This is a genomic window from Enterobacter cloacae complex sp. IR5459, from assembly GCF_049238005.1.
GTDB classification, from domain to species: Bacteria; Pseudomonadota; Gammaproteobacteria; order Enterobacterales; family Enterobacteriaceae; genus Enterobacter; species Enterobacter hormaechei_C.
In genome coordinates this window covers 24305-37425 of the sequence record NZ_JBMKIG010000002.1, presented here as the reverse complement: position 1 = coordinate 37425, position 13121 = coordinate 24305, and the positions used below count along the sequence as shown (strand labels likewise).

General features: G+C 57.6%; 10 protein-coding genes. 1 reads left to right on the top strand and 9 read right to left on the bottom strand.

Translation table 11 applies throughout. From position 1 onward, the window contains the following. Positions 1–89: 89 nt before the first annotated feature. The 8 genes from ACOTX4_RS03575 to aqpZ form a co-directional block, all read right to left on the bottom strand. The gene (locus ACOTX4_RS03575; protein WP_017384852.1) at positions 90–1103 is read right to left on the bottom strand and encodes an NAD-dependent epimerase/dehydratase family protein; all 1014 of its coding nucleotides are present in this window, start codon (positions 1101–1103) and stop codon (positions 90–92) included. 92 nt (positions 1104–1195) lie between these two features. Further along, entirely contained in the window at positions 1196–2632 is a 1437-nt protein-coding gene (locus tag ACOTX4_RS03570; RefSeq protein ID WP_045332338.1) for an SDR family oxidoreductase, read from the bottom strand. A 10-nt stretch (positions 2633–2642) separates the two neighbouring features. After that, on the bottom strand, positions 2643–3644 hold the full coding sequence (gene ltaE / locus ACOTX4_RS03565; RefSeq protein WP_022650711.1) for a low-specificity L-threonine aldolase: 1002 nt from the start codon (positions 3642–3644) through the stop codon (positions 2643–2645). Between the two features lie 38 nt (positions 3645–3682). Beyond that, positions 3683–5401 carry a ubiquinone-dependent pyruvate dehydrogenase gene (poxB, locus tag ACOTX4_RS03560; RefSeq protein ID WP_063938284.1) on the bottom strand — a complete coding sequence of 573 codons (1719 nt, stop codon included), beginning with the start codon at positions 5399–5401 and terminating at the stop codon, positions 3683–3685. 152 nt (positions 5402–5553) lie between these two features. Further along, positions 5554–6522: an NADH oxidoreductase gene (hcr, locus tag ACOTX4_RS03555; protein WP_045332340.1), complete on the bottom strand. Its 969-nt coding sequence runs from the start codon at positions 6520–6522 to the stop codon at positions 5554–5556. 10 nt (positions 6523–6532) lie between these two features. Further along, positions 6533–8185: a hydroxylamine reductase gene (gene hcp / locus ACOTX4_RS03550; RefSeq protein WP_017384847.1), complete on the bottom strand. Its 1653-nt coding sequence runs from the start codon at positions 8183–8185 to the stop codon at positions 6533–6535. Positions 8186–8329: 144 nt separating this feature from the next. Continuing rightward, positions 8330–9229: a lysine exporter LysO family protein gene (locus ACOTX4_RS03545; protein ID WP_023324395.1), complete on the bottom strand. Its 900-nt coding sequence runs from the start codon at positions 9227–9229 to the stop codon at positions 8330–8332. A 180-nt stretch (positions 9230–9409) separates the two neighbouring features. Continuing rightward, entirely contained in the window at positions 9410–10105 is a 696-nt protein-coding gene (gene aqpZ, locus ACOTX4_RS03540; protein WP_026080729.1) for an aquaporin Z, read from the bottom strand. Between the two features lie 291 nt (positions 10106–10396). Between aqpZ and ACOTX4_RS03535 the strand changes: the two genes are divergently transcribed. Next, positions 10397–12055, top strand: coding sequence for an ATP-dependent endonuclease (locus tag ACOTX4_RS03535; protein WP_023324396.1), 1659 nt, complete (start codon positions 10397–10399; stop codon positions 12053–12055). Here ACOTX4_RS03535 and ACOTX4_RS03530 read toward each other — a convergent pair. Next, complete coding sequence (locus ACOTX4_RS03530) at positions 12052–13008, bottom strand: VirK/YbjX family protein (RefSeq protein WP_421635353.1); 957 nt, start codon at positions 13006–13008, stop codon at positions 12052–12054. The genes ACOTX4_RS03535 and ACOTX4_RS03530 overlap by 4 nt on opposite strands. Between the last annotated feature and the right edge of the window lie 113 nt (positions 13009–13121).

Here is a 13121-nt window from a genome sequence, read left to right as displayed (position 1 = left end):
GAGAGGGACGGGGTGAGGGCATCAGTCCGCACTCTCTGTTTTTAGCAGGGTGGCGCTGCGCTTACCCGGCCTACATGAGGCTGGAACGCTTACCGGTGCAACTTCCCGTGATCCCGTAACCACGCCGCCGTACGCACTATCCCTTCATCCAGCGAGACAATTGGTTTATATCCCAGCTCGTTCTCCGCCCGAGAAATATCCAACGTAAAATCAAAGTTGAGCTTCGACACACCGTAATGCGTCAGCGCAGGCTCTTTCGCCGATTTGCTGCCAAAACGCTCCATGCTGCGGGCAATCATGTCCAGCATTGGGTAGGGAACGGAACGGATCCGGCAGTCGATTTTTAATTCGTCAATTAGCCTTTGCACAATGCTGCGCAGGGTACAGGGTTCGCCGTTGGTGATGTTATACGCGCGCCCCGACACCAGCTTATCGCATTCCGGCTGGCTCGCCAGCCACATGGCGTGAACGGCATTTTCGTAATAGGTCATGTCCACCAGCGCATCGCCGCCGCGCGGTAACAGCACGCTGCCGTAGTGATGCATCATCTGGGCCAGTCGCGGGATGAAGACTTTGTCGTGCGGCCCAAACAGGCTCTGCGGACGCAGCACGGTAAAGCGGGTGTGCGGGTTTGACTGGGCCAGCAGGTCGATCACCTCTTCGCCCGCCGCTTTACTGCGGGCAAACTCACAGGCAAAGCGCGCCGGGCGGAAATCTTCCTGAATATCACGATGGTGGTGATAGTCGAAATAGAGCGACGGAGAGGAAATATGAATAAAGTTACGCACGCCCCAGGCGACGGCCCATTCACCCAGACGGCGCGTGGCGCGCACGTTGGCGAGATCAAAGGCTTCCTGGGTACCCCACGGGGAGGTAAAACTGGAGCAGTGCCACAGCGTATCGATACCGGCGAGCATCACCTTGGCCTGAGAGGAGACCAGCTCCGTCAGATCGGCATGGACAAATTCAGCGCCCATTTTTTGCAGGAGCTTACCCATCGCCTCATTGCGACCGGTGGCCCTCACGCTGATGCCTTTGTTGCGCAGAAACTCGACCGCATTTCGGCCTAAGCCGCTGGTCGCCCCGGTAACCAGTACCTTCATAACAATCCACTGTGTTGAAAAGAATTTCGTGCGCATTCTTTCGTGAATTACGATGTGTTGCAATGGGAAAGGTGAAAGATTAAGAGTTTTATTTAGTTATTTTCCCGCTTTTCTTCTGCCAGTAGCGCAATCCGTTTCGCCATTCCGCGGAAGATAAACAGGTGTGCCGGGATCATCAGCAACCAGTAAAACAGACCCGGCATTCCGTGCGGATGCCACCATGCCCGAACGTCCAGTTCACGATGGTCGCCCTTGTCCTTCAGGGTGAAGCAGAGCCGCCCCAGCCCCGGCGCCTTCATGCCAAACAGCAGCGCCAGCTGTTTTTCCGGCTCAACGATAATCACCTTCCAGCTGTCGACGGTATCGCCCACCTTCAGCCAGGGATGGGCAGGGCGGCCTTTTGCCAGCCGGTGACCGACCAGCAGATCCAGCGCGCCGCGCGTTTGCCACAGAATATTGCCGAAGAAATAGCGCTCTTTGCCGCCAATCTGGTTCACAACTTCCCACAGCGCTGCAAGGCTGGCCGTGGTTTTGACCGTACAGCCCGCCTGTTTCGGATAATAGCCGTACTCGGGCCGCCAGCGGGCAAACGCCTGCGCGTCGTAGCCCCAGTCGCTGGAGTTCACCAGCTTCTCTTCTTCTTTCAGCGTATTACGTACCGCGTCGTCAAAGCGGATCAATTCCTGAGGGATTAAGGCGCGCAGCGCGCGATCGTCCGCCAGCAGATCGTGCTTCAGCCCCTGGATCAGCGCTTTGGCGGTCGTCGGCGGCACGGAGGTGATCACATTCAAAAACCACACTGATATCCAGCGGGTCGGGAAGGGGATGGGGATCAGCCAGCGGCGGCGGCCGCTCACCCGCATAAAATGTTCGAACTGCGCCTGATAGCTCAGCACTTCCGGGCCTGCCGCCTCCAGCACGCGATGCTGCTCCGCCGGGTGATCCAGCAATGCCACCAGATAGTGGAGTAAATTCTCCAGCGCAATGGGCGTGGTGCGCGAGCGTACCCAGCGCGGCGGCGTCAGCACAGGCAGGTTGTAGACCATATCGCGCATCACTTCGAACGCGGCGGAACCCGCGCCGACGATGATCCCTGCCCGGAGTTCGGTGACGGGGATACGGGCGCTTCGCAGCGTTTCTGCCGTCAGCTGTCGGGCGCGCAGATGATCTGACTGCTCGTTCTCAGGCGCCTGGAGTGAGCTTAAAAAAATTACCTGCTTCACCGGCGTTTGCCGCAGCGCATCACGAACGTTCATCGCCACCTGACGCTCGTGGGCGATAAAATCGCCGCCTTCGCCCATGCTGTGGACAAGGTAGTAAAGCGTATCGACCCCTTCCAGCAGCGCAGGAAGCGCTTTCGGCCAGTTAAGGTCAACGTTGTGACACGTCACGCCAGGCAAATGTAGCTTTTGCAGGCGTTCCGTGTTGCGTGCCGCTGCCAGCACCTGGTGCCCCTGCTGGCTTAACGCAGTGGTCAGATGCTGACCGATATACCCGCTGGCGCCGAGCACCAGAATACGTTGCGGCACGGTATGCTCCTTAACGCTGTAAAAACGCCTGCCAGTGTTTCACCACCTCGGTCAACTGCTCGCGGTTAACGTCAAGATGCATCACCAGTCGCACGACCGGGGAGGCGTTGATCAGCACGCCTCGGGCTTTCATAAAGTCGCCCAGCGCGGCAGCATGCTCATCGCCGACGCGGACAAACAGCATGTTGGTGTCGTGTCGCATGACATCAGCGCCGATTTCACGCAGCTGCGCTGCCATCCACGCCGCATTATCGTGATCGTCTTTCAGGCGTGACACGTTATTTTTCAGGGCGTACAGTCCGGCAGCCGCCAGAATACCCGCCTGACGCATCCCGCCGCCGGTCATTTTGCGCCACCGGTTGGCGCGTCTGATGTAGTCTGCGCTGCCAACCAGCAGGGAACCTACCGGCGTGCCCAGCCCTTTAGAGAGGCAAATGGTGAACGAGTCGCAATATTGGGTGATCTCTTTCAGCTCGCAGCCGTACTCCACCACGGCGTTGAAGATACGTGCGCCGTCAACGTGGAGGCCGAGCTTGCGCTCGCGGGTAAAATCCCATGCCGCTTTCAGGTATTCGCGCGGCAAGACTTTACCGTTATGGGTGTTTTCGAGGCTCAGCAGTTTAGTGCGGGCGAAGTGAATATCGTCGGCTTTGATTTTCGCCGCGACTTTGTCCAGCGGCAGCGTACCGTCCGGCGCAGCATCGATCGGCTGCGGCTGGATGCTGCCGAGCACCGCCGCGCCGCCGGCTTCGTAAAGGTAGTTATGCGCCCCCTGGCCAACGATATACTCTTCGCCGCGCTCGCAGTGGCTCAGCAGCGCCACCAGGTTAGCCTGCGTGCCGGTGGGCAGGAACAGAGCAGCCTCTTTACCGCTCAGCTCGGCCGCATAGCGCTGGAGTTCGTTGACCGTCGGGTCATCGCCGTAGACGTCGTCCCCGACCGGGGCGGCCATCATCTCTTCGAGCATGGCGCGGCCCGGACGGGTAACGGTATCACTGCGTAAATCAATCATGGCATGTCCTTATATTTAAAAAGGCGATGCCAGATGTTTTACCTGAGCCAGTTGGTTTTTGCCAGTTCGATCACCTCGTCACCGCGCCCGCTGATGATGGCGCGCAGCATGTAGAGGCTAAATCCTTTGGCCTGTTCCAGCTTGATTTGAGGCGGGATCGCCAGCTCTTCTTTGGCGACCACCACATCCACCAGCACCGGGCCGTCGATGGCGAAGGCGCGTTGCAGGGCGTCGTCCACCTCTGAGGCTTTCTCCACCCGAATACCGGTGATACCGCAGGCTTCGGCGATGCGGGCGAAGTTGGTGTCGTGCAGCTCGGTGCCGTCCGTGAGGTAGCCTCCGGCCTTCATCTCCATCGCCACGAAGCCCAGCACGCTGTTGTTAAAGACCACGATTTTCAGCGGAAGCTTCATCTGCGCCACCGACAGGAAATCCCCCATCAGCATACTGAACCCGCCGTCGCCACACATCGCCACCACCTGACGTTCCGGTGCCGTCGCTTTTGCGCCCAGCGCCTGCGGCATGGCGTTGGCCATTGAGCCATGGTTGAACGACCCAAGCAGGCGTCGTTTGCCGTTCATTTTCAGGTAGCGTGCTGCCCAGACGGTGGGCGTTCCCACGTCGCAGGTGAAGATGGCATCGTCGTCGGCGAAGTGGCTGATCTGCTGCGCCAGATACTGCGGGTGGATCGCTTTTTCGCTCGGTTTGGCGAGATCGTCCAGCCCCTTACGCGCATCGCGATAGTCGCTCAGGGCTTTATCCAGGAATTTGCGGTCCGTTTTTTCTTCCAGTAGCGGCAGCAGGGCGGCGAGGGTGGATTTGATATCGCCGATAAGCGCCATATCCACCTTGCTGTGCGCACCGATGCTGCCGGGATTAATGTCGATCTGGATAATTTTGGCATCCGTCGGGTAGAACGTGCGGTACGGGAACTGAGTGCCGAGCAGGATCAGCGTGTCGGCGTTCATCATGGTGTGGAAGCCGCTGGAAAAACCGATCAGCCCGGTCATGCCGACATCGTACGGGTTATCGTATTCAACGTGCTCTTTCCCGCGCAGGGCGTGCACCACTGGCGCCTTGAGCTTGCCGGCAAATTCCACCAGCTCTTTATGCGCACCGGCGCAGCCGCTGCCGCACATCAGGGCGATATTGCTGGAGTATCGCAGCAGTTGCGCCAGCTTTTTCAGCTCTTCTTCGGCAGGGGTAATGGTTGGCTGTGGCGCAGAGTACCAGTGGGTGGTGGCGGTTTCAGGTGCGGCCTTCAGCGCCACGTCCCCCGGCAGCACAACCACCGAAACCCCGCGATTCAGGATCGCCTTACGCATGGCTATCGCCAGCACCTGTGGAATCTGCTCCGGTGATGAGACCAGCTCGCAATAGTGGCTGCATTCACGGAACAGCTCCTGAGGATGCGTCTCCTGAAAATAGCCGCTGCCGATTTCGGATGACGGAATATGTGCGGCAATCGCCAGCACCGGAACATGGTTGCGGTGACAGTCGAAAAGACCGTTGATAAGGTGCAGGTTTCCCGGTCCGCAGGAACCTGCACAGACGGCGAGTTCGCCCGTGAGCTGCGCTTCGGCACCCGCGGCAAAGGCGGCGACCTCTTCATGGCGGGTGGGCATCCATTCAATGGTCTTCATCTTGTTGAGGCTGTCGCTGAGTCCGTTCAGAGAGTCGCCGGTGACGCCCCAGATACGCTTTACGCCAGCCTGCTCAAGAGTTTTCGCTATGTATGCAGCCACGGTTTGTTTCATGGTGGTCCTTCTCCTTTATGTGATATCGCTTACAAGCTTAGAAGAAAGTCACTGTATTGGCTGCCTGGTATTCCATACGCACAGGCAGTAGGCACAACGTAAGCCGGGTAAACGCAGTGCCACCCGGCAACAAATGGGGGCACTGCGCCAGATTATGCCAGCACCAGGTCTCCCTGCGGATGGCACGAACATGCCAGCACATAGCCCTCGGCAATTTCCGCGTCGGTCAGCGTCATGGTGCTGGTGACCGTGTACTCACCGGAAACCACTTTGGTCTTACAGCAACCGCACACCCCGGCGCGACAGGCCGCCGCTACCGGCACGTTGTTACTTTCAAGCGCTTCAAGCAGCGTGGTGCCCACGCGGCCAAAGAAAGTCTGCGCCGGTTGCAGCTTCGTGAACTTCATCCCGCTGGTCGCCGCTGCCGCTACAGGCGTGAAGAACTGCTCTTTGAAGAAGCGGGTCACGCCGAGCGCTTTCACTTCTTTCTCCACGATCTCCATATAAGGCGCCGGGCCGCAGGTCATCACGGTACGGTTCGCAATATCCGGCACGCTTTGCAGCAGCTCGCGGCTCAGGCGCCCCGCGACAAAGCCATGCGTGGCGTTGTTTTCCGCGACCAGCGTCACCGGATAGTTGCGCCATTCTTCGGCAAAAATCACATCTTCCGGGGAACGCACGCTGAAAATCACCTGCACGTCGGCCTGAGGACGGTATTTCGCCAGCCAGCGACGCATCGACATAATCGGCGTCACGCCACAGCCTGCCGCCAGCAGCAGGAATTTATCTTCCGTCTTGTCGTCACAGGTAAACTCGCCCTGCGCGTCAGACAGCCAGATGTAATCCCCGCGCTTCACGTCCCGGGTCAGCCACTCGGATCCTGCGCCGTCATCAATACGACGGACGGTGAGCGTAATGTATTCGCTCACGCCCGGCGTGGAGGAGAGGGTGTAGGCGCGCAGGGTATCCGCCGAATTACGCACGCTAACCAGCGCATACTGACCTGGGCGGTACGGGTAGTAGTCATGGCACAGCAGCGACAGCGTCCACACATCCGGCGTCTCCTGATGGATGTGATGAACCTGCATCCGCCACGGACATTGTGAGGTTGGCATGGTCATGAGTTACTCCTTACGCGCTCAGCAGTTGCTTCATATCATCTTCAACGTTGGTCACGGAACGCAGACCAAATTTCTCGTTCAGGATGGCCAGCAGGTCCGGCGTCAGGAAGCCTGGCGCAGTCGGCCCGGTGACGATGTTGGTCACGCCGAGAGAGAGCAGGGTCAACAGAATAACGATCGCTTTCTGCTCGAACCAGGAGAGCACCAGCGACAGCGGCAGGTCGTTCACGCCGCAGCCCAGTTTCTCTGCCAGCGTGACCGCCAGAATGATGGCTGAATACGCATCGTTACACTGACCCGCATCCACCAGGCGCGGCAGACCTTCGATGTTGCCGAAGTCCAGCTTGTTGAAACGGTACTTACCGCAGGCCAGAGTCAGGATCAGGCAGTCTTCCGGTACGCGGGTGGCGAAATCGGTGAAGTAGTTACGTTCCCCGCGCGCGCCGTCACAGCCGCCGATAAGGAAGATGTGACGCAGTTTTTCACGGCTGACGAGGTCAATCAGGGAATCCGCCGCACCCAGCAGGGTTTCACGGCCAAAACCGACGGTGATGAGGTGCGGGATTTCGCTGTACGGGAAGCCTGCCATCTGCTGCGCCTGAGCGATAACCGGACCGAAATCGTCGCCTTCAAGGTGGCTCACGCCCGGCCAGCCGACGATGCTGCGGGTCCAGATACGGTCGTCATACGCGCCGACGGTCGGGTCGATGATGCAGTTAGAGGTCATAACAATTGGGCCAGGGAAGCGGGCGAACTCCACCTGCTGGTTCTGCCAGCCGCTGCCGTAGTTACCGATCAGATGCTTAAATTTACGCAGCTCCGGGTAGCCGTGCGCGGGCAGCATTTCGCCGTGGGTATAGACGTTAACGCCGGTGCCTTCGGTCTGCTTCAGCAGGTTGTAGAGATCTTTCAGGTCATGACCGGAGATCAGGATGCATTTGCCTTCGGTCGCTTTGACGTTGACCTGCGTTGGCGTTGGGTGGCCGTAGGTGCTGGTTTCACCGGCATCCAGAATACTCATCACTTTGAAGTTCATCTGGCCGATTTCCATCGAGCATTCCAGCAGGGCGTTCATGTCGGAAGGCCAGGTGCCCAGCCATGCCATGATTTTGTGGTACTGGGCGTAAATAGCGTTATCGTACTGGCCGAGTACGTGCGCGTGCTCCATATAGGCCGCAGCACCTTTCAGACCGTACAGGCACAGCAGGCGCAGGCCGAGGATGTTCTCTCCAATTGCCGCTTTGTCCTTATTTGGGGTGAATTCTGCGGCCTGACGCTGTAGCTCGCCCAGGTCGTCGCTCACCAGCTGTAGCTCCGCCATCGGGTTGTCCACGCGGGCGCTGGCGTCGGCATTCAGGCACTGCGCTTTCAGGGCTTCACGCAGGGCAATCGCTTCGCGGGCATAGCCCACAATGCGTGGAGAATCGAAGTTAACGTTGGTCAGCGTGGAGAAAAATGCGCGCGGCGCAAAGCTGTCGACATAGTGATCGACAATGCCATATTCACGGGCTTTGAAGGCCCAGGCGGACAAGCCTTGCAGCGCCGCAATCAGCAGATCCTGGAGATCGGACGTTTCTGCGGTTTTGCCGCACATACCCTGCGCGTAAGAGCAGCCGTTGCCTGCTGGGGTACGGATGGTTTGTTCACATTGCACACAAAACATAATCACACCTGTTAAAGTTATATTTGAGATACATGTTTAAGGTTATGCCTGTGCCACAGCAGAGAAAAGTGCTTTCTTATACTAAGTGGAGGGTTATTGATTTAGCGCAATTTTGGCGGCAGGTTCACTACCGCCAAAGCAGTATCAGGCTGAGAAGAACGCCATCAGAATGGGTACCAGCAAGCTCAGAATAAAGCCGTGTACGATGGCGGCAGGAACCATCTCCAGCCCTCCCGAGCGCTGTAACACCGGCAGGGTAAAGTCCATTGAGGTGGCCCCGCACAGGCCCAGCGCAGTAGAGCGGCTGCGGCTTACCAGGCCGGGGATCAGCATGATGGCTAACAGCTCGCGCGCCAGATCGTTAAAGAAGGCGGCGCTGCCGATCACCGGACCAAACGATTCGGTCAGCAGAATACCGGAGAGCGAATACCAGCCGAAACCGGACGCCATCGCCAGGCTGGTTTTCAGCGGCAGATCGAGAATAAAGGCGTTAATCACTCCCCCCGCCAGTGAGCTGGCCACAACGATAACGGCAACCATCATGCCCCGGCGGTTAAGGACAATCTGTTTCAGCGTCATGCCATTATTTCGCAGCTGAATACCAATCAGGAAGAGCAGGAAAATAAGCGTATATTCGCTGGCTTCCGTTGCGTGCTGTAAAAATGCCCAGCCGGTCAGACCCAGTAAAAAACCGAGTACCACCACGCCGCACAGCTTTAATGATTCCAGCGCCATCGCAATACGGGAGGGAAGCTTTTCCTGATGATGGTGATTTTTCCAGGGAATAGTGCGTTCCAGCCAGAACAGCGCGGCAATATTGCACAGCAGAATAACCACTACCGTAACCGCAGAATAATGCAGAATGGAAAGCAAGTTCGTCGCCAGATTATCCAGGAAGGCCAGGCTGATCCCCATAAAGAACAGAATGACGTAAACAATCCAGCTGAGAAAACGATTAATAAGCTTTAAGGCCGATTCATGACGCAGCGGAATAAGGTAGCCCGCAATCAGGGGCAGAAGAATGATGAGGAGTCCTGAGAACATGAACAGCCGGTCCTTTTGAGTATCAGTTAAGCGCCAGAGACACTACCCAATAAAGGCTGTGAGGTAAAGCTACAAAAAAAGCCGGGTGGCGGCTACGCCTTACCCGGCTTGTCTATTTGGGGTGGTGCGGCCTGATGCCCTCACCCCGGCCCTCTCCCACAGGGAGAGGGGGGAAAACCATTAATCGCGTTTTTCCAGCAGGGTGCGATACAGCACGCCGCCCAGAATACCGCCGATAATTGGCATCACCCAGAATAGCCACAGCTGTTCAAGCGCCCAGCCGCCCTGGAAAATAGCCACCGCGGTGCTGCGCGCCGGGTTAACGGAGGTGTTGGTCACCGGGATGGAGATGAGGTGGATCAGCGTCAGCGCCAGACCAATAGCGATGGGGGCAAAGCCCGCAGGCGCGTATTTGTCCGTTGCGCCGTGGATCACCAACAGGAAACCTGCGGTGAGCACAATTTCAATCACGATAGCAGACAGCATTGAGTAGCCGCCTGGCGAGTGTTCGCCGAAGCCGTTCGACGCAAATCCGCTGGCCGCGGCGTCAAACCCGGCTTTTCCGCTGGCAATTACGTACAGCACCGCCGCGGCAATAATACCGCCAATAACCTGGGCAATAATATAGCCAATAATATCTTTCGCCGGGAAACGTCCGCCCGCCCATAAACCTAATGTGACGGCCGGGTTGAAATGACCGCCGGAAATATGCCCCACGGCGAATGCCATGGTTAATACAGTTAAACCGAATGCCAGCGCGACGCCGACAAAACCAATACCTAATTCCGGAAATGCGGCTGCCAGTACTGCGCTACCGCAGCCACCAAACACCAGCCAGAATGTGCCAAAGCATTCTGCCGCTAATTTTCTGAACATAACCACCTCAATAATAAACGTCCGCGCCCATTCCTGCGCGCGGGTTATATCGCCATAAAGGGATGACGACTCAAAGAGCCAGTATTTTGAAACCATCAACATCCCTTCGCCACTCAAATAAATTCACTAAATTTGATTTAAGGCAATGTGATGTCAATCCTTGTTCAGAACGGAGGTAATTAGAGCATAGCCCAATAATTAAGGGGGCGTATATTCTGCTGTCGTGACCCACAGCCTGCCGCTATACTGCTGATAACTTGAAGGAAAAAGTGGCCGAATTGCGGGGGATGTATGCTACTCGAACGTGTGGAGATTGTCGGGTTTCGCGGGATTAACCGCCTGTCGCTGCAACTGGAACAGAACAACGTCCTGATAGGCGAAAACGCCTGGGGTAAATCCAGCCTGCTGGATGCCCTGACGCTGCTGCTTTCGCCCGAAGAGAACTTGTACCACTTCGTTCATGATGACTTCTGGTTTCCGCCGGGGGATGTCAACGGGCGCGAGAAACACCTGCATATCATTCTGACCTTCCGCGAATCCGAGCCCGGCCGCCATCGCGTGCGTCGTTTTCGCCCTATGTCGGCCTGCTGGGTTCCCTGTGAAGATGGGTTCCAGCGTATTTTCTATCGCCTTGAGGGCGAAATGGCGCAAAACGACGGGGTATTAACCCTGCGTGAATTTCTTGATGAGAAGGGGAATCCGATCCCGCTCGATAATATTGACGAGCTTGCCCGACATCTTATCCGCCTCTCCCCCGTATTGCGCTTACGCGACGCGCGTTTTATGCGGCGGATCCGTAACGGCACCGTGCCGAATATGCCCGAGGTGGAAGTAACCGCCCGCGAACTGGATTTCCTCGCCCGTGAACTGGTCTCACGGCCGCAGAACCTCACCGACGGCCAGATCCGTCAGGGACTGTCTGCCATGGTACAGCTGCTGGAGCACTACTTCTCCGAGCAGGGAACGGGGCAGGCGCGCCACCGTCTGATGCGTCGCCGCTCGCACGATGAACAACGAAGCTGGCGCTATCTCGATATTATCAACCGCATGATCGACCGCCCCGGCGGGCGTACGCATCGGGTGATCCTGCTGGGTTTATTCTCCACGCTTTTACAGGCGAAAGGGACGGTGCGCCTGGATCGGGACGCGCGCCCGCTGCTGCTGGTGGAAGATCCGGAAACGCGGCTCCACCCGATTATGCTTTCCGTGGCGTGGCATCTTCTTAATCTGCTGCCGTTGCAGCGAGTCACCACCACGAATTCCGGAGAGCTGCTCTCTCTGACGCCGGTAGAGTATGTCTGCCGCCTGGTGCGTGAATCGTCGCGGGTCACCGCCTACCGGCTCGGGCCCGGCGGGTTAAATGCCGAAGATGGCCGACGGATTGCGTTTCATATCCGTTTTAACCGTGCCTCTTCCCTGTTTGCTCGCTGCTGGTTGCTGGTGGAAGGGGAAACGGAAACCTGGGTGATAAACGAGCTGGCTCGCCAGTGCGGGCACCACTTTGATGCCGAAGGGATCAAAGTGATCGAATTTGCTCAGTCTGGCTTAAAACCGCTGATCAAATTTGCGCGCCGGATGGGGATAGAGTGGCACGTGCTGGTGGATGGCGATGAGGCGGGTAAAAAATATGCGGCGACCGTGCGCAGCCTGCTCAATAACGATCGTGAAGAGGAGCGGGAACATCTGACCGCGCTGCCTGCGATGGACATGGAGCACTTTATGTACCGTCAGGGATTTGACGACGTCTTTCACCGCGTGGCGATGATCCCGGTGGATGTACCCATGAACATGCGTCGGGTGATTGCCAAAGCTATCCATCGGTCGTCAAAACCGGATTTGGCCATTGAAGTCGCGACGGAAGCCGGCAGGCGAGGCGTGGAGTCGGTGCCCACGCTGCTGCGTAAAATGTTCTCCCGCGTCCTCTGGCTGGCTCGCGGGAGGGCCGATTAGCGGTCAGTCGCCTGCGAAACCTGTTGGATCAGGCTATCAAGCAGGGTATAGCGGCGGCGGTATTCGGACCGTTTTTTACTCGCAATCTCTTCCATCGGTTTGCGTGGCATGGTCAGTGGCAGGGCAAAGTTGCCGTTATCCTGCTGCTGTCCGCCAAGGGAGCGCCAGAAGCTGTCATAGTCAGCCAGCAATTTTCCCTCTTTTTTCTTGCGATAGCGCCAGCTGCGGTAGATGTGGGTGGCGTTACTCACCGCGAGGATCTGCTCGACCGGGAAGGCGCCTGCCAGCGTCATGACCGCTTCAACCAGCAGACGTTTTGGGAACAGTCCGTGACAGGCTTTGGTCGCCAGCTGAATGTGCTCGTGCGGGACATACGCTTTCGCCCCCTGCATTCCGCCGATGAAGAGCGTTGTCTTGCCCTGGTATTTGCACAGCGTAAAGGTCAGCTCGGCCAGCACCGTGTTCTGGTGGTCGCAAAAAGTGAGGGTCGCTTCCCCTTCTTTGTCCAGAAACGCATCCGCGCTCAGGCGAACGCTAAACTGCTGTTCCTCTTTGCCCGTTAACGTCACCAGCGTGATGCCCTGGCTGGAGAGGTAGCCGTTGAGCAGCGACGCCGGAAGATGGCGGCTCATCATCTGATAGTGATCGTTCAATGCGTCCAGCGTATTCTGACGACCCATATTTACGGTCAGCCACGGCCGGTGCAGGCGGCACGGCAGGCCGGGCTGCACGCGCAGGATCTGCATCAGACGGGGCTGTTTTGCAAGGTTTCCGAGCAGGCGCGCAGTGGTGAACGGCGTTGCCAGCGAGCGCAACATAAACTTACGTCGATAGGCCGGATTTTGCCACGCCAGCCCCGGCGTGAGGGAACCCGATGTCAGGCTTTTAAACAGTTGCCAGCCCGATTTAGGCTGGGGCAGCGTTGAATAAGGTGTATCGACGATGGAAGACATGTTAGATCCTGCTTCTGGTGGAATATCGCTATTTCAGCAGGCGCTTTATCAACATCGGGTAAACAATTCCCGACGATTACGGGGATCGGGGGTTTCGTTGAGGAGTGGTTTAG

What these genes read in the sequence shown, in the direction of transcription:
- ACOTX4_RS03575 (WP_017384852.1), bottom strand. Translation starts at nt 1,103, where the DNA reads ATGAAGGTACTGGTTACCGGGGCGACCAGCGGCTTAGGCCGAAATGCG.
- ltaE (WP_022650711.1), bottom strand. Translation starts at nt 3,644, where the DNA reads ATGATTGATTTACGCAGTGATACCGTTACCCGTCCGGGCCGCGCCATG.
- poxB (WP_063938284.1), bottom strand. Translation starts at nt 5,401, where the DNA reads ATGAAACAAACCGTGGCTGCATACATAGCGAAAACTCTTGAGCAGGCT.
- hcr (WP_045332340.1), bottom strand. Translation starts at nt 6,522, where the DNA reads ATGACCATGCCAACCTCACAATGTCCGTGGCGGATGCAGGTTCATCAC.
- hcp (WP_017384847.1), bottom strand. Translation starts at nt 8,185, where the DNA reads ATGTTTTGTGTGCAATGTGAACAAACCATCCGTACCCCAGCAGGCAAC.
- ACOTX4_RS03545 (WP_023324395.1), bottom strand. Translation starts at nt 9,229, where the DNA reads ATGTTCTCAGGACTCCTCATCATTCTTCTGCCCCTGATTGCGGGCTAC.
- aqpZ (WP_026080729.1), bottom strand. Translation starts at nt 10,105, where the DNA reads ATGTTCAGAAAATTAGCGGCAGAATGCTTTGGCACATTCTGGCTGGTG.
- ACOTX4_RS03535 (WP_023324396.1), top strand. Translation starts at nt 10,397, where the DNA reads ATGCTACTCGAACGTGTGGAGATTGTCGGGTTTCGCGGGATTAACCGC.
- ACOTX4_RS03530 (WP_421635353.1), bottom strand. Translation starts at nt 13,008, where the DNA reads ATGTCTTCCATCGTCGATACACCTTATTCAACGCTGCCCCAGCCTAAA.